General features: G+C 42.3%; 25 protein-coding genes and 1 riboswitch. Of the genes, 17 read left to right on the top strand and 8 right to left on the bottom strand.

All coding sequences use genetic code 11. The features are described 5' to 3' along the window. Positions 1-146: 146 nt before the first annotated feature. The 4 genes from M1G12_RS03180 to M1G12_RS03165 all read left to right on the top strand — a co-directional run bounded on the left by M1G12_RS03180 (position 147) and on the right by M1G12_RS03165 (position 5837). Positions 147-2483 carry an endonuclease MutS2 gene (locus tag M1G12_RS03180; RefSeq protein ID WP_247949403.1) on the top strand — a complete coding sequence of 779 codons (2337 nt, stop codon included), beginning with the start codon at positions 147-149 and terminating at the stop codon, positions 2481-2483. A 163-nt stretch (positions 2484-2646) separates the two neighbouring features. Then, positions 2647-2735: riboswitch (glycine riboswitch) on the top strand. Between the two features lie 90 nt (positions 2736-2825). After that, a complete protein-coding gene (locus M1G12_RS03175) occupies positions 2826-4148 on the top strand; it encodes an alanine/glycine:cation symporter family protein (protein ID WP_237447235.1) in 1323 nt (440 codons plus the stop codon). Between the two features lie 131 nt (positions 4149-4279). Next, positions 4280-4828 (top strand): carboxymuconolactone decarboxylase family protein, encoded by a 549-nt coding sequence (locus tag M1G12_RS03170; protein ID WP_033686525.1) that lies wholly within the window; start codon positions 4280-4282, stop codon positions 4826-4828. A gap of 109 nt (positions 4829-4937) precedes the next feature. Beyond that, positions 4938-5837 (top strand): TDT family transporter, encoded by a 900-nt coding sequence (locus M1G12_RS03165; protein ID WP_112444385.1) that lies wholly within the window; start codon positions 4938-4940, stop codon positions 5835-5837. Between the two features lie 23 nt (positions 5838-5860). Here the strand turns inward: M1G12_RS03165 and serS are convergent, their stop codons facing one another. From serS to M1G12_RS03150, 3 genes are all read right to left on the bottom strand, one after another. Beyond that, positions 5861-7135 (bottom strand): serine--tRNA ligase, encoded by a 1275-nt coding sequence (gene serS, locus M1G12_RS03160; protein WP_112444387.1) that lies wholly within the window; start codon positions 7133-7135, stop codon positions 5861-5863. 213 nt (positions 7136-7348) lie between these two features. After that, positions 7349-7720, bottom strand: coding sequence for a DUF956 family protein (locus tag M1G12_RS03155; protein WP_000079349.1), 372 nt, complete (start codon positions 7718-7720; stop codon positions 7349-7351). Between the two features lie 2 nt (positions 7721-7722). After that, positions 7723-9087 (bottom strand): aspartate kinase, encoded by a 1365-nt coding sequence (locus M1G12_RS03150; RefSeq protein ID WP_000869661.1) that lies wholly within the window; start codon positions 9085-9087, stop codon positions 7723-7725. 208 nt (positions 9088-9295) lie between these two features. On the opposite strand from M1G12_RS03150, the gene M1G12_RS03145 reads away from it, so the two are divergent. The 13 genes from M1G12_RS03145 to M1G12_RS03085 all read left to right on the top strand — a co-directional run bounded on the left by M1G12_RS03145 (position 9296) and on the right by M1G12_RS03085 (position 19857). Then, complete coding sequence (locus M1G12_RS03145; RefSeq protein ID WP_084864831.1) at positions 9296-10081, top strand: enoyl-CoA hydratase; 786 nt, start codon at positions 9296-9298, stop codon at positions 10079-10081. A 93-nt stretch (positions 10082-10174) separates the two neighbouring features. Next, the gene (gene fabT / locus M1G12_RS03140; RefSeq protein WP_000386356.1) at positions 10175-10609 is read left to right on the top strand and encodes a fatty acid biosynthesis transcriptional regulator FabT; all 435 of its coding nucleotides are present in this window, start codon (positions 10175-10177) and stop codon (positions 10607-10609) included. Next, positions 10609-11583 (top strand): beta-ketoacyl-ACP synthase III, encoded by a 975-nt coding sequence (locus tag M1G12_RS03135; RefSeq protein WP_214614857.1) that lies wholly within the window; start codon positions 10609-10611, stop codon positions 11581-11583. The genes fabT and M1G12_RS03135 overlap by 1 nt, the downstream gene beginning before the upstream one ends. Positions 11584-11642: 59 nt before the next feature. Then, the gene (locus M1G12_RS03130) at positions 11643-11867 is read left to right on the top strand and encodes an acyl carrier protein (RefSeq protein ID WP_000257838.1); all 225 of its coding nucleotides are present in this window, start codon (positions 11643-11645) and stop codon (positions 11865-11867) included. 117 nt (positions 11868-11984) lie between these two features. Beyond that, positions 11985-12959: an enoyl-[acyl-carrier-protein] reductase FabK gene (fabK, locus tag M1G12_RS03125; protein ID WP_084953357.1), complete on the top strand. Its 975-nt coding sequence runs from the start codon at positions 11985-11987 to the stop codon at positions 12957-12959. Beyond that, complete coding sequence (gene fabD / locus M1G12_RS03120; RefSeq protein ID WP_247949402.1) at positions 12952-13875, top strand: ACP S-malonyltransferase; 924 nt, start codon at positions 12952-12954, stop codon at positions 13873-13875. The genes fabK and fabD overlap by 8 nt, the downstream gene beginning before the upstream one ends. Positions 13876-13915: 40 nt before the next feature. Then, positions 13916-14647 carry a 3-oxoacyl-[acyl-carrier-protein] reductase gene (fabG, locus tag M1G12_RS03115; protein WP_247949401.1) on the top strand — a complete coding sequence of 244 codons (732 nt, stop codon included), beginning with the start codon at positions 13916-13918 and terminating at the stop codon, positions 14645-14647. Between the two features lie 21 nt (positions 14648-14668). After that, complete coding sequence (gene fabF, locus M1G12_RS03110) at positions 14669-15904, top strand: beta-ketoacyl-ACP synthase II (RefSeq protein ID WP_084864836.1); 1236 nt, start codon at positions 14669-14671, stop codon at positions 15902-15904. A 2-nt stretch (positions 15905-15906) separates the two neighbouring features. Then, the gene (accB, locus tag M1G12_RS03105) at positions 15907-16392 is read left to right on the top strand and encodes an acetyl-CoA carboxylase biotin carboxyl carrier protein (RefSeq protein ID WP_084864837.1); all 486 of its coding nucleotides are present in this window, start codon (positions 15907-15909) and stop codon (positions 16390-16392) included. Beyond that, positions 16389-16811 (top strand): 3-hydroxyacyl-ACP dehydratase FabZ, encoded by a 423-nt coding sequence (gene fabZ / locus M1G12_RS03100; RefSeq protein ID WP_000565509.1) that lies wholly within the window; start codon positions 16389-16391, stop codon positions 16809-16811. The genes accB and fabZ overlap by 4 nt, the downstream gene beginning before the upstream one ends. Before the next feature lie 11 nt (positions 16812-16822). After that, positions 16823-18190 (top strand): acetyl-CoA carboxylase biotin carboxylase subunit, encoded by a 1368-nt coding sequence (accC, locus tag M1G12_RS03095; protein ID WP_247949400.1) that lies wholly within the window; start codon positions 16823-16825, stop codon positions 18188-18190. 36 nt (positions 18191-18226) lie between these two features. Further along, positions 18227-19093: an acetyl-CoA carboxylase, carboxyltransferase subunit beta gene (accD, locus tag M1G12_RS03090; RefSeq protein WP_084864839.1), complete on the top strand. Its 867-nt coding sequence runs from the start codon at positions 18227-18229 to the stop codon at positions 19091-19093. Next, positions 19090-19857 carry an acetyl-CoA carboxylase carboxyl transferase subunit alpha gene (locus M1G12_RS03085; RefSeq protein WP_247949399.1) on the top strand — a complete coding sequence of 256 codons (768 nt, stop codon included), beginning with the start codon at positions 19090-19092 and terminating at the stop codon, positions 19855-19857. Before accD ends, M1G12_RS03085 begins: the two co-directional genes overlap by 4 nt. Before the next feature lie 264 nt (positions 19858-20121). On the opposite strand, the gene nusB is transcribed toward M1G12_RS03085, so the two are convergent. The 5 genes from nusB to M1G12_RS03060 all read right to left on the bottom strand — a co-directional run bounded on the left by nusB (position 20122) and on the right by M1G12_RS03060 (position 23689). Beyond that, positions 20122-20547, bottom strand: a complete 426-nt coding sequence (gene nusB / locus M1G12_RS03080) for a transcription antitermination factor NusB (protein WP_000203638.1) — start codon at positions 20545-20547, stop codon at positions 20122-20124. Next, a complete protein-coding gene (locus tag M1G12_RS03075) occupies positions 20540-20929 on the bottom strand; it encodes an Asp23/Gls24 family envelope stress response protein (protein ID WP_020902992.1) in 390 nt (129 codons plus the stop codon). The genes nusB and M1G12_RS03075 overlap by 8 nt, the downstream gene beginning before the upstream one ends. Positions 20930-20950: 21 nt before the next feature. Beyond that, complete coding sequence (gene efp / locus M1G12_RS03070; RefSeq protein WP_000568643.1) at positions 20951-21511, bottom strand: elongation factor P; 561 nt, start codon at positions 21509-21511, stop codon at positions 20951-20953. 81 nt (positions 21512-21592) lie between these two features. After that, the gene (locus M1G12_RS03065) at positions 21593-22714 is read right to left on the bottom strand and encodes an SPFH domain-containing protein (RefSeq protein ID WP_033686480.1); all 1122 of its coding nucleotides are present in this window, start codon (positions 22712-22714) and stop codon (positions 21593-21595) included. Positions 22715-22723: 9 nt separating this feature from the next. Beyond that, positions 22724-23689, bottom strand: a complete 966-nt coding sequence (locus tag M1G12_RS03060) for a zinc-ribbon domain-containing transport protein (protein WP_049500255.1) — start codon at positions 23687-23689, stop codon at positions 22724-22726. Positions 23690-23727: the final 38 nt, after the last annotated feature.

Genomic DNA, 23727 nt, shown 5'->3' with positions numbered 1-23727 from the left:
TCAAAACAGTATTTTGAGCTGACTTCGTCAGTTCTATCCAAAACCTCAAAACGGTGTTTTGAGCAACCTGCGGCTAGCTGCCTAGTTTACTCTTTGATTTTCATTGAGTATAATACACATAGACATTCAAAGATAAGGAAATAAAGATGAACAAGAAAATATTAGAAACATTAGAGTTCAATAAGGTTAAGGCCTTGTTTGAGCCTCATTTGTTGACCGAGCAGGGCTTGGAGCAATTGAGACAGCTAGCTCCGACTGCCAAAGCGGATAAAATCAAACAGGCTTTTGCTGAGATGAAGGAAATGCAGGCTCTCTTTGTCGAGCAACCGCATTTTACCATTCTTGCAACCAAGGAAATCGCAGGAGTCTGCAAGCGGTTGGAGATGGGGGCAGACCTCAATATCGAGGAGTTCCTACTCTTGAAGCGCGTGCTTCTTTCTAGCAGAGAACTGCAAAGTTTTTATGCCAATCTGGAAAATGTCAGCTTGGAAGAATTAGCCCTTTGGTTTGAGAAATTACATGATTTTCCACAATTACAAGGAAATCTCCAAGCCTTTAATGATGCAGGTTTCATTGAAAATTTTGCCAGTGAAGAATTGGCGCGTATCCGTCGAAAAATCCATGATAGCGAGAGTCAGGTACGCGATGTCCTACAGGACCTGCTCAAGCAAAAAGCGCAGATGTTGACGGAAGGAATCGTTGCCAGCAGAAATGGCCGTCAGGTTTTACCAGTCAAAAACACCTACCGAAATAAGATTGCAGGTGTCGTTCATGATATTTCTGCTAGTGGAAATACCGTCTATATTGAACCCCGTGAGGTGGTCAAATTGAGCGAAGATATTGCTAGTCTGCGAGCAGATGAGCGCTATGAAATGCTTCGTATTCTCCAAGAAATCTCGGAGCGTGTCCGCCCTCATGCGGCTGAGATTGCTAATGACGCTTGGATTATCGGTCATCTGGATTTGATTCGTGCCAAGGTCCGCTTTATCCAAGAAAGACAAGCAGTCGTGCCTCAGCTATCAGAAAATCAAGAGATTCAACTGCTCCATGTCTGCCATCCTTTGGTCAAAAATGCCGTCGCAAATGATGTCCATTTTGGTCAAGATTTAACAGCGATTGTCATTACAGGTCCCAATACTGGTGGTAAGACCATCATGCTCAAAACCCTCGGCTTGACACAGGTTATGGCCCAGTCTGGTTTGCCGATTTTAGCAGATAAGGGAAGTCGTGTTGGTATTTTTGAAGAAATTTTTGCTGATATTGGAGATGAGCAGTCTATTGAGCAGAGCTTGTCTACCTTCTCTAGCCACATGACCAATATTGTGGATATTCTTGGCAAGGTCAATCAACATTCGCTCTTGCTCTTGGATGAGTTGGGAGCTGGTACAGACCCTCAAGAGGGAGCCGCCCTTGCCATGGCTATTCTGGAGGATCTTCGCCTGCGTCAAGTCAAGACTATGGCTACTACTCACTATCCAGAGCTCAAGGCCTATGGTATTGAGACAGCCTTTGTGCAAAATGCCAGCATGGAGTTTGATACTGCAACTCTACGCCCGACCTATCGCTTTATGCAGGGAGTTCCTGGACGAAGCAATGCCTTCGAAATCGCTAAACGTCTAGGCCTATCTGAAGTTATCGTAGGGGATGCTAGTCAGCAGGTCGATCAAGATAATGATGTCAATCGTATCATTGAGCAACTGGAAGAGCAGACGCTAGAGAGCCGCAAACGCTTGGATAATATCCGTGAGGTGGAGCAAGAAAATCTCAAGATGAACCGTGCTCTCAAAAAGCTCTACAATGAGCTTAATCGTGAAAAGGAAACAGAGCTTAACAAGGCGCGTGAACAGGCTGCTGAGATTGTGGACATGGCCCTAAGTGAAAGTGACCAGATTCTCAAAAATCTCCACAGCAAATCCCAACTCAAGCCCCACGAAATCATTGAAGCCAAGGCCAAGCTGAAAAAATTAGCTCCTGAAAAAGTAGATTTGTCTAAAAATAAGGTTCTTCAAAAGGCCAAGAAAAAACGAGCTCCAAAGGTGGGAGATGATATCGTGGTTCTCAGTTATGGCCAGCGAGGTACCTTGACCAGTCAACTCAAGGACGGCCGCTGGGAAGCCCAAGTCGGCTTGATTAAGATGACTTTAGAAGAGAAAGAATTTGACCTTGTTCAAGCTCAGCAAGAAAAGCAAGTCAAGAAAAAACAAGTCAATATCGTGAAACGAACTTCTGGTCGTGGTCCACAAGCTAGACTGGACCTTCGAGGCAAACGTTATGAAGAGGCCATGAATGAGCTAGATGCCTTTATCGACCAAGCCTTGCTTAACAATATGGCACAAGTTGATATCATCCATGGTATCGGAACAGGTGTCATCCGTGAAGGTGTCACCAAATACCTACAAAGAAACAAGCATGTCAAGAGTTTCGGCTATGCCCCACAAAATGCTGGAGGCAGTGGTGCGACTATTGTCACTTTTAAAGGATAGCAGTATTTTGGACTTTATACAGTAAAAACTGTTGAATTAAGTTTTACTGATAAAAACATTGACAAAAGCCAACATTTTTTGTAAAATAAGAATCAATTAAATACCAACACCGAATGAAGTTTAATAGAAGTGGGGAATCGTTTGATTTTCCATGACTGTAAATGGACGGAACTCTGGAGAGACCGTAAAGGCACCGAAGGGGCAAGGCAGGCAACTGCTCAAACTCTCAGGTAAAAGGACAGAGCTAGGATAGACCGCTTTTTAGCATTTATCTAAGCATTCCAGAGTACATGTATCTTGCATGTGCTCTTTCTTTTGGGGTTGAAAAGATAGGAGAAGGAAATGTTAGAATTGCTTAAATCAATTGATGCTTTTGCTTGGGGTCCACCCCTCTTGATTTTATTGGTTGGGACAGGGATTTACCTAACTGCCCGTCTAGGACTTTTGCAGATTTTGCGTCTGCCAAAGGCCTTCCAGCTTATTTTTACTAAGGACAAGGGGCATGGCGATGTATCCAGTTTTGCGGCCTTGTGTACAGCACTCGCAGCGACAGTTGGTACGGGAAATATTATCGGGGTGGCGACGGCTATCAAGGTCGGTGGCCCAGGAGCCCTCTTTTGGATGTGGATGGCTGCTTTCTTTGGAATGGCAACTAAGTATGCGGAAGGATTATTAGCCATTAAATACCGCACCAAGGACGACCATGGTGCAGTAGCGGGAGGTCCGATGCACTATATCCTTCTAGGGATGGGAGAAAAGTGGCGACCACTTGCCATCTTCTTTGCCCTAGCAGGTGTTCTAGTAGCTTTGTTGGGAATAGGAACCTTCACTCAAGTCAACTCGATTACAGAATCTATCCAAAATACAACAACTATTTCGCCAGCCATCACAGCTCTTGTGTTGTCTGTATTTGTAGCAATTGCAGTCTTTGGTGGTCTCAAGTCCATTTCAAAGGTTTCAACTACTGTTGTTCCTTTTATGGCCATCATCTATATTTTGGGAACTCTTACAGTTATTTTCTTTAATATTGGGAAAATCCCTGCCACAATCGCTTTAATCTTGACATCAGCATTTAGTCCTGTTGCTGCGGTAGGTGGATTTGCTGGCGCTAGCATTCGAATGGCTATTCAAAATGGTGTGGCGCGAGGTGTTTTCTCGAACGAATCTGGTCTGGGTTCGGCTCCCATTGCAGCAGCTGCGGCTAAGACAAATGAACCAGTAGAGCAAGGATTGATTTCCATGACAGGAACCTTTATTGATACCCTCATTATCTGTACCTTGACTGGTTTGACCATCTTGGTGACTGGTGTTTGGAGCGGTGACTTAAATGGGGTTGCCTTGACTCAGTCAGCCTTCTCAACAGTCTTTTCACACTTTGGACCTGCTCTCTTGACCATCTTCCTTGTGCTCTTTGCCTTTACAACGATTCTTGGTTGGAACTACTATGGAGAACGCTGTTTCGAGTTCCTCTTTGGGGTTCGCTTTATCTGGCTCTACCGTGTGGTCTTTGTACTCATGGTCTTGTTGGGAGGATTTATCGAGTTGGATATGGTTTGGATTATCGCAGATATTGTCAATGCCTTGATGGCTCTGCCAAATTTGATTGCCCTCTTAGTTTTATCGCCAGTCGTTATTGCTGAGACTAAAAAGTATTTTGACAAATAATGAAATCACACATCGCGTGTGATTTTTTGCTTTCATAAAAAATTTCTATCAGTGCAATTTAAAATATATATTATACACGGTATAGAATCTGTGATAGACTAGATTTCAACAACATGAAAAGAGGTTTTATGATGACAACATTTACTATCCATACAGTCGAATCAGCACCAGCAGAAGTAAAAGAAGTTCTTGAAACAGTAGAAAAAGATAACAATGGCTATATTCCCAACCTAATCGGTCTCTTGGCTAATGCACCTACCGCCTTAGAAGCCTACAGAACTGTCGGAGCCATCAACCGTCGCAATAGCCTGACACCAGTTGAGCGTGAAGTGGTGCAAATCACGGCAGCTGTAACTAATGGTTGTGCTTTCTGCGTGGCAGGTCACACAGCTTTTTCCATCAAACAAATCCAGATGAATGATGACCTTCTGCAAGCCCTTCGCAATCGTACTCCAATCGAAACAGATCCTAAATTAGACACTCTGGCTAAGTTTACTTTGGCAGTTATCAATACCAAGGGTCGTGTAGGAGATGAAGCCTTGGGTGAATTTTTAGAAGCTGGCTACACCCAACAAAATGCCTTGGATGTGGTTCTTGGTGTCAGCCTAGCAAGCCTCTGTAACTATGCCAACAACCTAGCCAATACACCAATTAACCCAGAATTGCAACCTTATGCCTAATTCATATCTGAGTAAAATGAAGTCTGAAATAATCGGACTTCGTTTTTTTAGCACCTCATTTAAGCGCTTTTATGCTATACTGAAACTAACATGATTATTGGAGGTTAGGATGAAAAAACTCCCCTTGGTATTTTCTGGTTGTTTGCTAGGTTTGGCAGGAGCTGGAAATCTTATTTTAGATACGTTGCCAGTTCTGTCCCATCTGTTGAGTCTGACAGGTTTGGTTTTGTGGATTTACTTTCTGATTTTGCATCTGTTTAATTGGAAGGAAACCAAGCGAGAATTGACCAAGCCTCCTCTTTTGTCAGGAATGGCGACCTTTCCCATGGCTGGGATGATTTTATCGACTTATGTCTTTCGAGTCTTCCCTCATTTCCCTTTGGTAGCGCAAGGACTTTGGTGGTTTTCATTTCTCTTGGATTTGTTCTTGATTGCTGGTTTCACCATTAAATTTGCCTATCCGGGGCGGAGGGTTCATGCGACTCCTAGCTGGACGGTTCTCTATGTGGGGATAGCAGTAGCAGCCTTGACCTATCCTCTTGTAGGTATCATCGAAATTGCCTATGCGACCTTGAGTTTTGGTTTTCTCCTAACCTTCTATCTCTATCCCCTTATTTATAGCGATTTAAAGAAACATCCGCTCCCACTAGCCTTGCTTGGGCAAGAAGGAATCTACTGTGCTCCTTTCTCTCTACTCTTGGCTTCTCTGGTTCGGGTTGGAGGAGCCAGCCTACAAACCTGGGTCTTGATTGTCATGATCTTGCTTTCTCAATCCTTCTTTTTCTTTGTTTTGACTCGCCTGCCCAATATTTTAAAACAAGGCTTTCAACCAGCCTTTTCAGCCCTCACCTTCCCGACCATTATCACAGCTACTTCGCTTAAGATGGCTCAGGGAATCTTGAAACTTCCATTTTTGGATTATTTGGTAGTGGCTGAAACTGTTATTTGCCTAATCATTTTGCTCTTTGTATTAGGTGCTTATTTGATTTGGTTACGAAAAAAGGTCTAGCTAGAAATAGCTAGGCCTTATTTTTATGGTTTGATAACTTCAGCGTCACCCATGTATGGACGAAGAACTTCTGGGATGGTCACAGAACCATCTGCATTTTGGTAGTTTTCAAGAATAGCAGCCACTGTACGTCCAACTGCAAGTCCAGAACCGTTCAAGGTATGGAGCAATTTCACCTTGCCATCTGCTTCATCACGGTAACGGATTTGGGCACGACGGGCTTGGAAATCTTCTGTATTTGAACAGCTTGAAATTTCACGGTAGGTATTTTGTGCTGGAATCCAAACTTCCAAGTCGTAAGTTTTAGCAGCTGAGAAGCCCATATCTCCTGTAGAGAGAGCAACGACACGATATGGAAGGTTGAGTTTTTGAAGGATATTTTCAGCGTTGGCTGTCATTTTTTCCAATTCTTCGTAAGATTCTTCTGGCTTGGCAAATTTAACCATTTCAACCTTGTGGAATTGGTGCAAACGAATCAAGCCACGAGTATCACGACCAGCAGAACCAGCCTCGGAACGGAATGATGGGCTCATAGCAGTAAAGTAGATTGGCAGGTCTTTACCATCAAGGATTTCATCACGGTAGTAGTTTGTCAGAGGAACTTCAGCTGTAGGGATAAGGACATAATTGCTATCGCTGAGTTCAAAAGTATCTTCCTTGAATTTTGGATATTGACCAGTCCCAAACATAGAATCATGGTTAACCATGTAAGGTGTGATGACTTCTGTATAGCCTTCTTTTCCATGTTCATCCAACATAAAGTTGTAGATGGCACGTTCCAAACGAGCGCCGAGACCTTTATAGAAGAGGAAGCGAGCGCCGGTTACTTTACCCCCACGTTCCCAATCAAGGATACCAAGGTCTTCGCCAAGATCCCAGTGAGCTTTAGGTTCGAAATCAAACTCGCGTGGAGTACCCCAACGGCGAACTTCCACATTGTCGTCTTCGTCAGCCCCAACAGGAACGCTGTCAGCTGGGATATTTGGAAGAGTAGTGGTAAATTCTGTCAATTTAGCATCGATGTCTGCCAATTCAGCATCCAAAGCTTTAACCTCAGCAGATAGGGTTTGCATGGCAGCAATCTTGTCATCTGCATTTTCCTTGTTGCGCTTAGCTTGGGCAATCTCAGCAGAAACTGTGTTGCGTTCTGCCTTGAGAGTTTCAACCTTGACCAAGATGTCACGACGTTTAGCATCGATTTCTTTCATTTCATTCAAGACAGTAGCATCTACACCACGTGTAGCCAATTTTTCTGCGACAGCATCAAAGTCTGTACGAATACGTTTGATATCTAACATAAGAACTCCTTTATGAAAAAAGCACACCTGACAAAGCGTTGGAGTGGCAGGGCCACGGTTCCATCCAACTTCACAGGTGTGCACTTGATTGTGTATGCAATTGTTACTAACGGTAGAATTTCACCTATCCCTCCTATCTGCTCGCAGCATCCGCAGACTTTCTGAAAGAAGAAGATAACCTACTTATCCGTTGCTATGATTATACTAAAGTTTCTACTTTTTTGCAAATAAATTTTTAAATTTTTGACCAATGGTCTGAATCAGAGTTGGAAGCTTGACGACCTTGTCATTGCCCAGTTTTTCACGAGCAATTTTGAGAATGGCACCTGAGTCTTTTGAAGCAAAGAGGAATTTTCCTCTGTCTGTAAAGACTTCGAAGTGGCGACTGATTTTGCGACCAGTGACATTAGCTCCAATTTGGTTGATATGGCTCCAAGGAATCTGGATAAATTGTTCAACATTGACATCGGGGTAAAATTCCAAAGCCTGATCTCCGACAAGGAATTTCCCAACTTTCCCAGCTATAGAGAGGTAGGAGGTGCCTGTCGTATTGAGAAGCACTGTTTTGTTAAGAGATTGGGCCATGCTTAGTCTTCCTTACTTTCACCGAAAAAGGCATTGTAGAGGGCTTTAATAGCTGCTTTCTCTTGGTCCTTATGGACAACAAACATAATAGATACTTCACTAGAACCTTGAGACATCATCTGGATGTTGATCTTATTTTCAGATAGAGCACGTGTCGCAGTAGCAGTTACTCCGATATGGCTCTTCATCTTTTCTCCAACAATCATAATGATTGAAAGGTCGTGCTCGATTTCTGCATGGTCTACTTCAGCCTTTTGAACCAACTGACGAAGGATTTCTTCTTCCTTGATAGGAGTTAGTTCGCGAGAACGGAGGATGATTGAAAGATCGTCGATACCTGTTGGCATATGTTCCCAACCGATGTTAAGATCTTCAAGGATTTGAAGAACTTTGCGTCCAAATCCAACCTCACGGTTCATGAGGTATTTAGACATATTAATGCTGACAAAGCCAGAGTCACCAGCAATTCCCACAACTGGGAATTCATCACTACTATGTTTTAGAACGATACGAGTACCTGGATGATCAGGATTGTTGGTATTCTTGATAACCAGAGGAATTTTTCCACGGTAGGCAGGTAGAAGGGCTTCGTCATGAAGGACTGAGAAGCCTGCATAGGCCAACTCACGCATTTCACGGTAGGTCAACTCTGGGATAGAGTGTGGTTGGTGAATAATACCAGGGTGGGCTGCAAAGATACCATCAACGTCTGTAAAGTTTTCATAGAGATCGGCCTTAACACCGGCAGCAATGATAGAACCTGTAATGTCTGATCCTCCACGTGAGAAGGTACAGATTTGATTTTCCTTGGTAACTCCAAAGAAACCAGGAATGACAAGGACTTCATTTGCATTTGTCAATTCTTCAATCTTGTCATAACTTGATGGAATGATGCGAGCGTGACCAGGTTCACTTGTGACCACAATACCAGCTTCTCTAGGGTGCACATAGCGTGCATCGATCCCGTTTTGATTAAAGTAGGCAGCGATTAACTTAGCATTGTTATTTTCACCAGCTGCTAGGAAAGTATCGTAGAGAAATTCATTTTCATCAATAGGAAGAGTGGCTAAGGCACGAATGCTTTTAGAAATTTTTTCTAGTACAGCTGGTTTAAGACCTAGTTCACTAACCATAGCAGCATAGCGGTCGATAATCCAGTTTTGGCTCTTGCTAATATCGTTACCAGCAACATAGTCGCGGTAGTATTTAATCAAGGCATCCGTAACCTTAGTATCTTCAGCATTGCGTTTACCAGGCGCAGAAACGACCACAAAACGACGCTCTGAATCGCTTTTGACGATGTTTAAAACTTTTTCTAATTGACTAGCAGAGGCAAGAGAGCTACCTCCAAATTTAACAACCTTCATAAGAACTCCTAAAGTAAGTATTTTATACGATTATAGCAGAAAGAAAGGCTTTTTTCAATGAAGAAAATAAGATGCTTTCTAGTATAAAGCGAGCCTTTCTAATCGGCTGAGACACTTTTAGTCGATTTTTTATTGCTTTCTGCTCCTAAAAAAGATATACTTTGAAAATAAAATAATTAAACTGCTTATAAAATAAAAAGGAGCCCAGATGGAACACATTACTTATCAGCTTGAAGAGGATTTGGCAATTCTTACCTTGAATCGTCCCGAGGTCGCAAATGGTTTTCATATTCCTATGTGTGAGGAGATTTTAGAAGCTTTGACTTTGGCAGAAGAGGATCCGGCTGTGCATTTTGTCTTAATCAACGCGAATGGCAAAGTCTTCTCTGTTGGGGGAGATTTGGTTGAGATGAAGCGAGCAGTCGATGAGGATGATATTCCATCATTGACGAAAATCGCAGAATTAGTCAATACTATTTCTTATAAAATCAAGCAAATTGCTAAACCTGTCTTGATGGAGGTTGATGGGGCAGTTGCAGGTGCCGCAGCAAATATGGCTGTTGCTGCAGATTTCTGTCTGGCAACGGATAAGGCTAAATTTATCCAAGCCTTTGTTGGAGTTGGTTTGGCTCCAGATGCAGGTGGGATTCATCTCTTGAGTCGAAGTATTGGTGTGACGCGTGCTGCTCAATTAGCTATGACAGGTGAGGCTTTGAATGCAGAAAAAGCTCTAGAGTGGGGGCTAGTTTACCGCGTTTCTGAAGCTGATAAGTTAGATAAAACCAGAGAACAGCTTCTAAAAAAATTAAGACGTGGTTCAAGCAATTCCTATGCTGCCATTAAGAAGTTGATTTGGGAGAGCCAATTCAAAGATTGGCAAGATTATGCTACTTTAGAACTGAACCTACAGGAATCCTTAGCTCAAACAGAGGATTTCAAAGAGGGAGTTCGGGCTCATTCGGAAAGAAGACGGCCTAAATTTACAGGAAAATAAAAAAATACTTGCACCATTCTTTGAACTTTGATATAATTCTTTTGTCAAATGTTTTGATTCTAAAAGTTTTTTTGAAAAGGAGGGAAGGAAAGATTGGACTACCAACGAATTAATGAATATTTAACATCTATATTTAACAATGTCCTCGTTATTGAGGAAGTTAGCTTGAGGGGTAGTCGTTTCAAGGATATCTCCATCAAAGAAATGCATACGATTGATGTGATTGGAAAAGTTCCAGATGTGACACCAAGTCAAGTGTCAAAAGAGTTGATGGTGACTCTTGGGACAGTTACGACTAGTTTGAATAATCTCGAACGCAAGGGTTACATTGAACGCATTCGTTCAGAACATGATCGACGTGTGGTACATCTGCATTTGACAAAGAAAGGTCGCTTGGTTCATAGGCTACATAAACGCTTCCACAAGGCCATGGTTGAAAAAATCATTGATGGTATGAGTAAGCAAGAAATGGAGGTTATGAGCAAAGGTTTGACTAATCTTTATCAATTTTTGGAGGATTTGAGATAATGGCTTTTGCAAAAATAAGCCAGGTTGCTCATTATGTGCCAGAGCAAGTGGTTACAAATCATGATTTGGCTCAGATTATGGATACCAATGATGAGTGGATTTCAAGTCGGACGGGAATACGACAAAGGCATATTTCAAGAACAGAATCTACTAGTGATTTGGCTACAGAAGTTGCCAAGAAACTGATGGCAAAAGCTGGAATCACAGGAGGGGAGTTGGATTTTATCATCCTAGCTACCATTACTCCAGATTCGATGATGCCCTCTACAGCTGCTCGTGTTCAAGCTAATATTGGTGCTAATAAGGCCTTTGCTTTTGACCTAACAGCAGCTTGCAGTGGATTTGTATTTGCCTTGTCAACAGCTGAAAAGTTTATCGCTTCTGGTCGCTTTCAAAAAGGCTTGGTGATTGGTAGTGAAACCCTCTCTAAAGCAGTCGATTGGTCAGACCGATCAACAGCTGTTTTGTTTGGAGATGGTGCTGGTGGTGTCTTGTTAGAAGCTAGCGAGCAAGAGCATTTCTTGGCAGAGGGTCTCAATAGTGATGGGAGTCGTAGCGAGTGTCTAACTTATGGACATTCAGGCTTGCATTCTCCGTTTTCAGATCAAGAAAGTGCAGATTCATTTTTGAAGATGGATGGACGCGCAGTCTTTGATTTTGCTATTCGGGATGTAGCCAAATCTATCAAGCAGACTATTGAAGAATCTCCTGTAGAGGCGACAGACTTGGATTATCTGCTACTTCATCAGGCTAATGACCGTATCTTGGATAAAATGGCTAAAAAAATTGGTGTTAACCGAGATAAACTTCCAGCCAATATGATGGAATATGGCAATACCAGTGCAGCCAGTATCCCGATTTTACTTTCAGAGTGTGTAGAACAAGGCCTCATCCGTTTAGATGGTAGCCAGACTGTTCTACTATCAGGCTTCGGTGGAGGCTTGACATGGGGCACGCTCATTCTTACAATTTAGGTAATCATGTGGTGAACACATTGTTATAAAAAAACTATTTATTTTAAAGGAGTCCTATCATGGCAGTATTTGAAAAAGTACAAGAAATTATCGTTGAAGAACTTGGAAAAGACGCATCAGAAGTAACACTTGAATCAACTTTTGATGACTTGGACGCAGATTCATTGGATTTGTTCCAAGTAATCTCCGAAATTGAAGATGCTTTTGATATCCAAATCGAAGCAGAAGATGACTTGAAAACAGTTGGTGACTTGGTTGCCTACGTTGAAGAGCAAACAAAATAAGCAGAATATAAGATAGAAGGAGTAGGGAAACCCGCTCCCTCTTGTTTAGGCAATAGTTTGATTGTCAAATTATGACGGTATCGAACTATTACGTAAGCAAGAAACGATGGAGGCACTATGAAAACGCGTATTACAGAATTATTGAACATTGATTATCCTATTTTCCAAGGAGGGATGGCCTGGGTTGCTGATGGTGATTTGGCAGGAGCTGTTTCCAAGGCTGGAGGACTAGGGATTATCGGTGGGGGGAATGCTCCTAAAGAAGTTGTCAAGGCAAATATTGATAAAATCAAATCATTGACGGATAAACCCTTTGGTGTCAACATTATGCTCTTGTCTCCCTTTGTGGAAGATATTGTAGACCTCGTTATCGAGGAAGGGGTTAAGGTAGTGACAACAGGTGCAGGAAATCCAAGCAAATACATGGAACGTTTCCATGAAGCTGGTATTACGGTTATTCCTGTTGTACCAAGTGTTGCCCTAGCTAAACGCATGGAAAAAATCGGTGCGGATGCCGTTATTGCAGAAGGAATGGAAGCTGGAGGACACATTGGGAAATTAACAACCATGACCTTGGTGCGCCAGGTAGCTGCAGCTGTATCCATTCCTGTTATTGCTGCAGGAGGGATTGCAGATGGTGAAGGTGCTGCGGCTGGCTTTATGCTAGGTGCAGAGGCCGTTCAGGTTGGAACGCGTTTTGTCGTTGCAAAAGAGTCTAATGCCCATCCAAATTATAAGGCTAAGATATTAAAAGCTAGAGATATTGATACTACGATTTCAGCTCAACACTTTGGACATGCTGTTCGTGCTATTAAAAATCAGTTGACTCGTGATTTTGAACAAGCTGAAAAAGATGCCTTTAAACAAGAAAATCCAGATTTAGAAATTTTTGAACAAATGGGAGCAGGTGCTCTAGCCAAAGCGGTTGTTCACGGAGATGTGGATGGTGGATCTGTTATGGCAGGTCAAATTGCAGGCCTTGTTTCCAAAGAAGAAACCGTTGAAGAAATCATAAAAGATTTGTATTACGGAGCAGCTAAGAAAATTCAAGAAGAAGCCTCTCGTTGGGCAGGAGTTGTAAGAAATGACTAAAACAGCCTTTTTATTTGCTGGTCAAGGTGCCCAGTATCTAGGTATGGGACGGGAACTCTATAATCAGTATCCGATTGTCAAAGAAACGATTGATCAAGCGAGTCAGGTACTCGGTTATGATTTGCGTTATCTTATTGATACGGAAGAAGAAAAACTCAATCAGACCCGCTATACGCAACCAGCCATTCTAGCAACTTCAGTTGCGATTTACCGTTTATTGAAAGAAAAGGGCTATCAGCCTGATATGGTTGCTGGTTTGTCTCTTGGAGAATACTCTGCCTTGGTGGCCAGCGGTGCCTTGGATTTTGAAGATGCGGTAGCCTTGGTTGCTAAGCGTGGAGCCTATATGGAAGAAGCAGCTCCTGCTGGCTCTGGCAAGATGGTAGCAGTTCTCAATACACCAGTAGAGGTCATTGAAGAAGCCTGTCAAAAAGCTTCTGAACTTGGAGTAGTTACCCCAGCCAACTATAATACACCTGCACAAATCGTGATTGGTGGAGAAGTGGCTGCAGTTGACCGAGCTGTTGAACTCTTGCAAGAAGCAGGTGCCAAACGCTTGATTCCTCTCAAGGTTTCAGGACCTTTTCATACAGCTTTATTGGAAACTGCTAGTCAAAAATTAGCTCAAGCACTGACAGAGGTTGAGTTTTCTGACTTTGCTTGTCCTTTGGTTGGCAATACAGAAGCAAAGGTTATGAAAAAAGAACGAATTGCAGAACTCTTAACTCGTCAGGTCAAGGAGCCAGTTCGTTTCTATGAAAGTATTGCTCTTATGCAAGAAGCAGGCGTAACCAACTTTATCGAGATTGGACCGGGGAAAGTCTTGTCAGGCTTTGTCAAAAAAATTGATAAGACCACTAAACTAGCCACTGTTGAAGATCAGGCTAGCTTGGAAGCCTTGCTAGAAAACAAGTAATCCCTTCTCCCATAAATACAAGAGGAAACAGGAGAAAAGAATGCAACTAAAAAATAAAAATATCTTTATTACAGGTTCGAGTCGTGGAATTGGTCTTGCCATTGCCCACAAGTTTGCTCGGGCAGGAGCCAATATTGTTTTAAACAGTCGTGGGGCAATCTCAGAGGATTTGTTAACTGAGTTTTCAAACTATGGTGTCAAGGTGGTTCCTATATCAGGAGACGTGTCAGATTTTGCAGACGCTAAGCGTATGGTTGATCAAGCTATTGCAGAGCTGGGGTCAGTAGATGTTTTGGTCAACAATGCAGGGATTACCCAAGATACCCTTATGCTCAAGATGACAGAAGCAGATTTTGAAAAAGTGCTCAAGGTTAACTTGACTGGTGCCTTTAACATGACACAATCAGTCTTAAAATCGATGATGAAAGCCAGAGAAGGTGCTATCATTAATATGTCTAGTGTTGTTGGTTTGATGGGAAATATCGGTCAAGCTAACTATGCAGCTTCTAAGGCTGGTTTGATTGGTTTTACCAAGTCTGTGGCGCGTGAAGTGGCCAATCGCAATATCAGGGTTAATGCTATTGCACCTGGAATGATTGAGTCCGATATGACAGCTGTCCTATCAGACAAGGTAAAAGATGCTCTGCTTGCCCAAATTCCTATGAAAGAATTTGGGCAAGCAGAGCAGGTTGCAGATTTGACAGTATTTTTAGCAGGCCAAGATTATCTAACTGGTCAAGTGGTTGCCATTGATGGTGGCTTAAGTATGTAGCAGAAGCTAGAGGTGAAAAAGATGAAACTAAATCGCGTAGTAGTAACAGGTTATGGAGTAACATCTCCAATCGGAAATACACCAGAAGAATTTTGGAATAGTTTGACAACTGGAAAAATCGGAATTGGTCCAATTACAAAATTTGATCATAGTGACTTTGATGTGCATAATGCAGCAGAAATCCAAGATTTTCCTTTTGATAAATACTTTGTTAAGAAAGATACCAATCGTTTCGATAACTATTCTTTGTATGCCTTGTACGCAGCTCAAGAAGCCGTTAATCATGCCAATTTAGATGTAGAGGCTCTTGATAAAGATCGTTTTGGTGTTATCGTGGCCTCTGGTATTGGTGGAATCAAAGAAATTGAAGATCAAGTGCTTCGTCTAAATGACAAAGGACCAAAACGTGTGAAACCATTGACCCTTCCAAAAGCCTTGCCAAATATGGCTTCAGGAAATGTTGCTATGCGTTTTGGAGCAAACGGTGTTTGTAAATCCATCAATACTGCCTGCGCTTCATCAAATGACGCGATTGGGGATGCCTTCCGCTCAATTAAATTTGGTTTCCAAGACGTTATGTTGGTAGGTGGTTCAGAAGCCTCTATCACACCTTTTGCTATTGCTGGTTTCCAAGCCCTGACTGCTCTCTCAACTACAGAGGATCCAACTCGTGCTTCCATTCCATTTGATAAGGATCGTAATGGTTTTGTCATGGGTGAAGGTTCTGGGATGTTGGTTCTTGAAAACCTTGAACACGCTGAAAAACGTGGGGCTACTATCCTTGCTGAAGTAGTTGGTTACGGAAATACTTGTGATGCCTACCATATGACTTCTCCTCATCCAGAAGGTCAGGGAGCTATCAAAGCCATTAAACTAGCCTTGGAAGAAGCTGAGATTTCTCCAGAGCAAGTAGCCTATGTCAATGCTCACGGAACGTCAACTCCTGCTAATGAAAAAGGAGAAAGTGGAGCTATTGTAGCTGTTCTTGGTAAGGAAGTACCTGTATCATCAACTAAGTCTTTCACAGGACATTTGCTGGGTGCTGCAGGCGCGGTAGAAGCTATCGTCACAATCGAAGCCATGCGTCATAACTTTGTACCGATGACAGCTGGGACAAGCGAAGTATCAGACTATATCGAAGCCAATGTCGTTTATGGACAAGGCTTGGAGCAAGGAATTCCATACGCTATTTCAAATACTTTTGGTTTTGGTGGCCACAATGCAGTTCTTGCTTTCAAACGTTGGGAGAATAAATAACTATGAATTTAAACGATATTAAAGACTTGATGGCCCAATTTGACCAGTCAAGTTTGAGAGAATTTTCTTATAAAAATGGGACGGATGAGTTGCAGTTTAGTAAGAATGAAGCTAGACTTGTATCTGAAGCTGTAGCTCAAGTTGCTCCAGCACCTGTTCTAGCAACACCTAGTCCAGTAGCTTCTACATCTGCTCCAGCAGAGACTGTAGCAGAAGAAGTTCCAGCCCCATCTGAAACAAGTGTGGCTGCTGAGGGAGATGTTGTAGAGAGTCCACTTGTTGGGGTGGCTTACTTGGCTGCTGGTCCAGATAAACCTGCCTTTGTAACAGTTGGTGATAATGTTAAAAAAGGCCAAACATTGGTCATTATCGAAGCCATGAAAGTCATGAATGAAATCCCAGCTCCTAAGGATGGTGTGGTAACAGAAATTCTCGTTTCTAACGAAGAAATGGTTGAATTTGGTAAAGGATTGGTACGAATCAAATGATCGATATTCAAGGAATCAAAGAAGCCCTTCCCCACCGTTATCCTATGCTCCTAGTGGACCGTGTGTTGGAAGTGAGCGAGGATACTATTGTTGCTATCAAAAATGTGACCATCAACGAGCCCTTCTTTAATGGTCATTTCCCTCAATATCCAGTTATGCCAGGTGTTTTGATCATGGAAGCCTTGGCGCAAACAGCTGGTGTCTTGGAGTTATCAAAACCTGAAAATAAAGGAAAACTGGTCTTTTACGCTGGTATGGATAAGGTCAAGTTTAAGAAGCAAGTTGTACCTGGTGACCAATTGCTTATGACAGCGACTTTTGTAAAACGTCGTGGCACGATTGCCGTGGTTGAAGCAAAGGCTGAAGTGGATGGCAAGCTTGCAGCTAGTGGTACTCTTACCTTTGCAATAGGGAACTAAGGAGGTTCTCCATGTTTCGAAAAATTTTAATTGCCAATCGTGGTGAAATTGCGGTTCGTATTATCCGTGCGGCGCGTGAACTGGGGATTGCGACGGTGGCGGTTTATTCAACTGCTGATAAGGAAGCCCTTCATACGCTTTTAGCAGATGAGGCTGTTTGTATCGGTCCTGGCAAGGCAACAGAGTCTTATCTCAATATCAATGCGGTTCTATCGGCTGCAGTCTTGACTGAGGCAGAAGCCATTCACCCCGGTTTTGGATTTCTAAGTGAAAATTCCAAATTTGCAACCATGTGTGAAGAAGTTGGTATCAAGTTTATCGGTCCATCTGGTCATGTTATGGATATGATGGGGGATAAGATCAATGCGCGTGCTCAGATGATCAAAGCAGGCGTGCCTGTTATACCAGGTTCGGATGGAGAAGTGCATAACTCTGAGGAAGCTTTGATTGTTGCTGAAAAAATTGGCTACCCTGTTATGCTCAAGGCTTCAGCAGGTGGAGGTGGTAAAGGGATTCGTAAGGTTGAAAAACCAGAAGACCTCGTTTCAGCCTTTGAAACTGCCTCTAGTGAAGCCAAGGTCAATTATGGCAATGGTGCCATGTACATAGAACGGGTTATCTATCCAGCTCGTCACATCGAGGTTCAAATCCTAGGTGATGAACACGGAAATGTGATTCACTTGGGTGAACGGGATTGTTCTCTTCAACGGAATAATCAAAAGGTTTTGGAAGAAAGTCCTTCAATTGCAATTGGCAAAACGCTACGCAATGAAATTGGTTCTGCTGCTGTTCGAGCTGCAGAGTCTGTTGGCTATGAGAATGCAGGGACAATTGAGTTTCTTCTTGATGAAGCAAGTAGCAACTTCTACTTTATGGAAATGAATACTCGTGTGCAAGTAGAACATCCAGTAACAGAGTTTGTTTCAGGTGTGGATATCGTTAAGGAACAGATTCGCATTGCGGCAGGTCAGCCTCTGTCTGTTAAGCAAGAAGATATTGTCCTACGAGGTCATGCCATCGAGTGTCGTATCAATGCAGAAAATCCAGCCTTTAACTTTGCTCCAAGTCCAGGTAAGATTACCAATCTCTATCTGCCAAGTGGAGGTGTTGGCTTGCGCGTAGATTCAGCAGTTTATCCAGGTTATACCATTCCACCTTATTATGACAGTATGATTGCCAAAGTCATCGTTCATGGGGAGAATCGTTTTGATGCCTTGATGAAAATGCAACGTGCCCTCTATGAACTAGAGATAGAGGGGGTGCAGACCAATGCAGATTTCCAGCTTGACCTCATTTCAGATCGCAATGTCATTGCTGGGGATTATGATACTTCCTTCTTGATGGAAACCTTCTTACCTAAATATCAAGAAAAAGAATAAAATGACTTTAAGAGTTTAAACCGAAAAGGGGAATCAATGGCTCTATTTAGTAAAAAAGATAAGTATATTCGAATCAATCCCAATCGTTCGGTTAGGGAAAAACCTCAAGCCAAGCCAGAGGTTCCAGATGAATTATTCTCCCAGTGTCCAGGCTGTAAGCATACCATTTATCAGAAGGATCTGGGAAGTGAGCGTATCTGTCCGCACTGTAGTTACACCTTTCGTATTTCTGCCCAAGAACGCTTGGCTTTGACGATTGATATGGGAACCTTCAAGGAATTGTTTACAGGGATTGAAAGCAAGGATCCCTTGCATTTCCCTGGTTATCAAAAGAAACTAGCAACTATGCGTGAAAAAACAGGTCTGGATGAAGCCGTTGTGACAGGAACAGCTCTTATAAAAGGTCAGACTGTGGCTCTTGGGATTATGGATTCTAACTTTATCATGGCTTCTATGGGTACAGTTGTAGGTGAGAAAATCACTCGCTTGTTTGAGTATGCGACTGTTGAACAGTTGCCAGTTGTTCTCTTCACAGCCTCTGGTGGAGCCCGTATGCAGGAAGGGATCATGAGTCTCATGCAGATGGCCAAGATTTCTGCAGCGGTTAAACGCCATTCAAATGCAGGCCTCTTTTACCTGACCATTTTGACAGATCCAACGACAGGTGGTGTAACAGCTTCCTTTGCTATGGAAGGCGATATCATTCTAGCTGAACCACAAAGTTTGGTTGGTTTTGCTGGGCGTCGTGTCATTGAAAATACGGTTCGTGAAAGCTTGCCTGAGGATTTCCAAAAGGCAGAATTCCTATTGGAACATGGCTTTGTGGATGCTATTGTCAAAAGAAGAGATTTGCCAGATACGATTGCTAGCCTAGTCAGATTGCACGGAGGGGGTCCTAGATGAATATTGCAAAAATAGTCAGAGAAGCGCGTGAGCAGAGTCGCTTGACAACCTTGGACTTTGCGACAGGCATTTTTGATGACTTTATCCAATTACACGGTGACCGTTCTTTTCGTGATGACGGTGCAGTTGTTGGTGGTATCGGCTGGCTTGGAGACCAAGCTGTAACAGTGGTTGGTATTCAAAAAGGCAAGAGCTTGCAAGACAACCTCAAACGGAATTTTGGTCAACCACATCCAGAAGGCTATCGCAAGGCACTGCGTTTGATGAAACAGGCTGAAAAATTTGGCCGTCCAGTTGTGACCTTTATCAATACAGCAGGTGCCTATCCTGGTGTCGGCGCGGAAGAACGTGGTCAAGGGGAAGCTATCGCTCGCAATCTCATGGAAATGAGTGACATGAAAGTTCCGATTATCGCCATTATTATCGGTGAAGGTGGTTCAGGAGGGGCTCTGGCTCTAGCAGTCGCAGACCGTGTCTGGATGCTGGAGAATTCTATCTATGCCATTCTCAGCCCAGAAGGCTTTGCTTCCATTCTATGGAAGGACGGCAGTCGTGCCATGGAAGCAGCAGAACTGATGAAAATCACTTCGCACGAGCTGCTAGAAATGGACGTGGTGGACAAGGTGATTTCTGAAGCAGGACTTTCTAGTAAAGAACTGATTAAGAGTGTAAAGAAAGAACTTCAAACTGAGCTAGCTAGACTTTCACAAAAACCGTTAGAAGAGTTGTTGGAAGAACGTTACCAACGATTTAGAAAATACTAATACTCTTCGAAAATCTCTTCAAACCACGTCGGCTTCGCCTTGCCGTATATATGTTACTGACTTCGTCAGTTCTATCCACAACCTCAAAACCGTGTTTTGAGCAGCCTACGGCTAGCTTCCTAGTTTGCTCTTTGATTTTCATTGAGTATAATTCTTTAGAATACGCAAAAACTAGAACTGGCAGTCAGTTCTAGTTTTTATGTGGTTCTTACTCTGTATCAAGGACGAAGAAAAAAGTGCTTGGAAGACCAAACACCTTTTCGATTATTCATTTTCTTCAGTTACAAATTGACTAAGCAGTCCGTTGATAAAGCGGGCTGATTTTTGATCTGAAAAATTCTTAGCAAGTTCAATAGCTTCATTGACTGCTACCAGCTGAGGTGTATCAAATGATGTGATTTCAAAGATACCCAAGCGTAGTAAGTTTTTTTCGACCAAGGTCAAGCGTTCAACTGTCCAGCCTGACTTGAGGTGCTGATTGATTTGTTTATCCAACTCGTCTTTTTGAGCTTGAACGCCAGAAACCAAGTTCAGAAGAAAGGCAGGGATTTGCACATCTGCATCTTCACGGTCATGCGTGTAGGCAAAGTGACAAGCTGTTTCCATATCTGTACCGAATTCAAGGCTCATAAGAGCTTGAAAAGCGCATTTACGAAGTTCGCGTCTAGATTCTAATAATGGACTAGTCATTGAGGAAGTCCTCGTTAAATAGATCTTTCAACTCAGGTTTTGGTGTTTTGTCTGGAACGATTCCTGCAACATGGATGTTGACAGCAGAAAGTTCCACATCAGCCATATCACGGACAGCATCTTTGACTGCTTTTTGAATAGCAAGAGCAACTTTTGGTACTTTCACACCGTACTCAAGATAGAGGTAGATGTCAGCAGTTAGTTCTTCGTTGCTTTCTTTTAAGTAGACGCCGCGTCCAAGAGAGAGTTTTGATAGGGTATCAGATACGGATTTATTTGAAAATGAGTGGACACCATCAACTTTAGCAGTTGCGATGGCAATGATTTTTTCAAGTACACGTGGAGCGATAACGATTTCGCCAAATTGTTCTTCAATTCCCATAGAATGACCTCTTTCTAGAGATTAGGCACGAGAAACGTAAGTTCCTTCTGCAGTGTTGATGATCAATTTTTGTCCAGCTTCGATGAAGTCAGGAACGTTGACAACAAGTCCAGTTTCCATAGTTGCTGGTTTACCAGAACCTGTAACAGTCGCACCTTTGATAGATGGTTGTGTTTCAGCAACTGTCAATTCAACAGTAGTTGGTACAGTTACACCAATCACTTCAGTTCCGTAGAATTGAATTTTCACATCAGAGTTTTCAAGGATGTAAAGCAATTCATTTTCAACATTTACGACTGGGATTTCGTATTGGTCGTAAGTTTCAGTGTTCATGAAGTAGGCAGTTTCATCCATTTTGTACAAGTATTGAGCTGGAACAGTTTCGATAATAGCTTGTTCGAATTTTTCTTCTGGACGGTAGCTTGTGTCAAATGTAGAACCAGTACGGACATCACGCAATTTCATACGCATGATTGTGTTTCCTTTACCTGGTTTGTGGTGGCTAGCTTCCAAAACGCGGATCAATTTTCCGTCTGCAGTTTCAAATGTCATACCAGCTTTCAATTTGCTTGCTTCAATCATGTTTTTACCTCTTTAATAAATATTGTTACTCTTTATTGTACCATAAAACGCAATAATTCTCAAATATCAGATTAACTTGAGTTAGTTGACAGGCACGATATTTCCTTCTTCATCTTTGGTTACGAGAACATACTTGCCGTCTACCTCGATGTAAAAGTTCTTACTTGCAGTTTGCCCATTATTTTGAATAGGAGCTTGAGTTTGTTGGTTGAGTTGCCCGCCAAGCGTTTGTCCAAGATTCATTCCCATAATTATGTTCATACCATTGCCATTGCCTTCATTGTTTGCAGCAACGATGAGAGCTTCGTTACGGGCACGACGTTCTTCAATCTCAATCGTATTGTATTTCATAGCGACTAGTTCGCTATCAAGTTTACGAATAATATTCAAGCTTTCTTGGTCATAGCTCAAATCTTCAAGCAGGATGTTGGTTGTTTCAATTCCGTAAAGTCCAGTCCATACCTTGTTAACTTCTTGTTTTGCTAGATCGTTGAAAGTATCTTGATTGGCATTAAGACTATAGATATCAACTCGGTTTTCGTTTGTAAATTTGGCGATTGCAATAGCAATTTTAGGAGAGATATTTTGTCTGAGAGTTCCCTGAGCGATATCTTTCAGGGTAAATGCTCTATGATCTTCAATTTGTTGACTGATGGAGCTGACATAAAATAGGACTGGATCAGCAACTTTGATATCAAACAAGCCGTAGAAACGAATATTGAGCAATTGTTGATAGCGTTCACTGAAATACTCTACGGCGTTTTGAGTACCAAATTTATTACCTGCGATGGGTTGCATACGGATAAAGATGATTTCCTGTTGGGTAATGACTTGACCACCAAAAGAGAAGCGGTTTTTGAAATTTTCCCAAGTACCCTTTATACCACCCTTTTCAAGAAGCCAGGCATTATCTTCAGAACGCCATTCGTGGCTACCAGCTTCTAAGACATCGCCAAGGAAGGTTCCGTTGTTGACAAGAATAGCTACATAACCTTGTGGAACAATGACTACAGAACCATCTGTTAAAAGTCCAGTATTTTGGTTGCTTTGTCTAGAAGTGCCGTCAGGATCTTTTGTAAGAAGTTGTCCTTTAATGGCCAAGGCATCAGCTGTTAGGTTATTTGGAAGAACAATAGCTTCTTTAAATTTGCTATCGTTGAAACTATTAAGCCCTGAAGATAGGGCGGCACGAATAAATCCCATAATTTCCTCCTAATTATAAAGTTCGTCTTCATCCACAACATCGTAGGTATCGAGTACCCATTGGTTTGGACTGCGTGTTAGATCAGCATCGCAATAGTCACATTTACTGATAGCAGAGATTTTCAATGGGGCACCACAGTTTGGACAGTGGTCACTGATGGCTTCATCACTGACATTTAGTTCAGTTTGACTTCCGTGTTTACGGATAAAGTTCATTTGATAGACTGTAAACAAGTCCTCTTGAGGATCACCTTCGATGACACGTTTGCTTTGGTCTTCAATGACATAGTCCCTGAGTGTAGATGACAAGATCACAACAAGGGTATCGTTACCATCAGGATTTTCGTAGAAATCTTTAATGCGAACATTTTCAACATAGACTTTTTCTAAAACATTGGTTGTTTTCGCCCGGATATGATCTTCGAGTTGTATACTATGTTGGGAATAAAGGCTGGTACTTTCAAGAGAGCGAGCCAAATTCCAATCCTTTTTAGTCCAGGCTGCCTGTAACTGAATATAGACTTCTTTAACCCATGAAGCGAAAGCATCGGCATCAAAGTTTGGATCGCCATATTTAACACGACTAGTAGCTAATGTATTGTGTTCAACTCGACGATGGTTTTGGGGATTATATACAGTAGCGCTACTATAGGATTTTTCTGATGAGCTTTGATTACTTTTATTCTTTAGAACTAAGACAACTACGTAAACACCTATTAAAAAGACTACAATTCCGTACAACTCTTGCTCAGAGTAACTCGAACTATAGGAACCGTCTCCAGAACTGTAGCTACTTCTGTAGGAAGAACTACCGCTATTACTGCTACTGGAACGGCTTCGGCTACCATTTGAACTGGAGCTACTATGGCTAGAGCTACCACTTCGAGAATGTCCTACCCCTGCATCGATGGATTGCATCGGTGTAACGAAAAGGAGTAGTAAACAGGTGGTGAGAAGAGTATATAACTTTTTCATATGTCTCCTAACTATATGAATGCATACTGCAAGCCATC

The organism is Streptococcus mitis (assembly GCF_023110375.1).
In the GTDB taxonomy this organism is placed as follows: domain Bacteria; phylum Bacillota; class Bacilli; order Lactobacillales; family Streptococcaceae; genus Streptococcus; species Streptococcus mitis_CI.
Note: the sequence above shows the minus strand (reverse complement) of the source record. Positions and strands in the feature narration are given on the sequence as shown.

Bases quoted from the DNA above. Each gene is read 5' to 3' on its own strand.
- M1G12_RS03180 (WP_247949403.1), top strand. From the start codon at position 147: ATGAACAAGAAAATATTAGAAACATTAGAGTTCAATAAGGTTAAGGCC.
- M1G12_RS03175 (WP_237447235.1), top strand. From the start codon at position 2,826: ATGTTAGAATTGCTTAAATCAATTGATGCTTTTGCTTGGGGTCCACCC.
- M1G12_RS03170 (WP_033686525.1), top strand. From the start codon at position 4,280: ATGACAACATTTACTATCCATACAGTCGAATCAGCACCAGCAGAAGTA.
- M1G12_RS03165 (WP_112444385.1), top strand. From the start codon at position 4,938: ATGAAAAAACTCCCCTTGGTATTTTCTGGTTGTTTGCTAGGTTTGGCA.
- serS (WP_112444387.1), bottom strand. From the start codon at position 7,135: ATGTTAGATATCAAACGTATTCGTACAGACTTTGATGCTGTCGCAGAA.
- M1G12_RS03155 (WP_000079349.1), bottom strand. From the start codon at position 7,720: ATGGCCCAATCTCTTAACAAAACAGTGCTTCTCAATACGACAGGCACC.
- M1G12_RS03150 (WP_000869661.1), bottom strand. From the start codon at position 9,087: ATGAAGGTTGTTAAATTTGGAGGTAGCTCTCTTGCCTCTGCTAGTCAA.
- M1G12_RS03145 (WP_084864831.1), top strand. From the start codon at position 9,296: ATGGAACACATTACTTATCAGCTTGAAGAGGATTTGGCAATTCTTACC.
- M1G12_RS03135 (WP_214614857.1), top strand. From the start codon at position 10,609: ATGGCTTTTGCAAAAATAAGCCAGGTTGCTCATTATGTGCCAGAGCAA.
- M1G12_RS03130 (WP_000257838.1), top strand. From the start codon at position 11,643: ATGGCAGTATTTGAAAAAGTACAAGAAATTATCGTTGAAGAACTTGGA.
- fabK (WP_084953357.1), top strand. From the start codon at position 11,985: ATGAAAACGCGTATTACAGAATTATTGAACATTGATTATCCTATTTTC.
- fabD (WP_247949402.1), top strand. From the start codon at position 12,952: ATGACTAAAACAGCCTTTTTATTTGCTGGTCAAGGTGCCCAGTATCTA.
- fabG (WP_247949401.1), top strand. From the start codon at position 13,916: ATGCAACTAAAAAATAAAAATATCTTTATTACAGGTTCGAGTCGTGGA.
- fabF (WP_084864836.1), top strand. From the start codon at position 14,669: ATGAAACTAAATCGCGTAGTAGTAACAGGTTATGGAGTAACATCTCCA.
- accB (WP_084864837.1), top strand. From the start codon at position 15,907: ATGAATTTAAACGATATTAAAGACTTGATGGCCCAATTTGACCAGTCA.
- fabZ (WP_000565509.1), top strand. From the start codon at position 16,389: ATGATCGATATTCAAGGAATCAAAGAAGCCCTTCCCCACCGTTATCCT.
- accC (WP_247949400.1), top strand. From the start codon at position 16,823: ATGTTTCGAAAAATTTTAATTGCCAATCGTGGTGAAATTGCGGTTCGT.
- accD (WP_084864839.1), top strand. From the start codon at position 18,227: ATGGCTCTATTTAGTAAAAAAGATAAGTATATTCGAATCAATCCCAAT.
- M1G12_RS03085 (WP_247949399.1), top strand. From the start codon at position 19,090: ATGAATATTGCAAAAATAGTCAGAGAAGCGCGTGAGCAGAGTCGCTTG.
- nusB (WP_000203638.1), bottom strand. From the start codon at position 20,547: ATGACTAGTCCATTATTAGAATCTAGACGCGAACTTCGTAAATGCGCT.
- M1G12_RS03075 (WP_020902992.1), bottom strand. From the start codon at position 20,929: ATGGGAATTGAAGAACAATTTGGCGAAATCGTTATCGCTCCACGTGTA.
- efp (WP_000568643.1), bottom strand. From the start codon at position 21,511: ATGATTGAAGCAAGCAAATTGAAAGCTGGTATGACATTTGAAACTGCA.
- M1G12_RS03065 (WP_033686480.1), bottom strand. From the start codon at position 22,714: ATGGGATTTATTCGTGCCGCCCTATCTTCAGGGCTTAATAGTTTCAAC.
- M1G12_RS03060 (WP_049500255.1), bottom strand. From the start codon at position 23,689: ATGAAAAAGTTATATACTCTTCTCACCACCTGTTTACTACTCCTTTTC.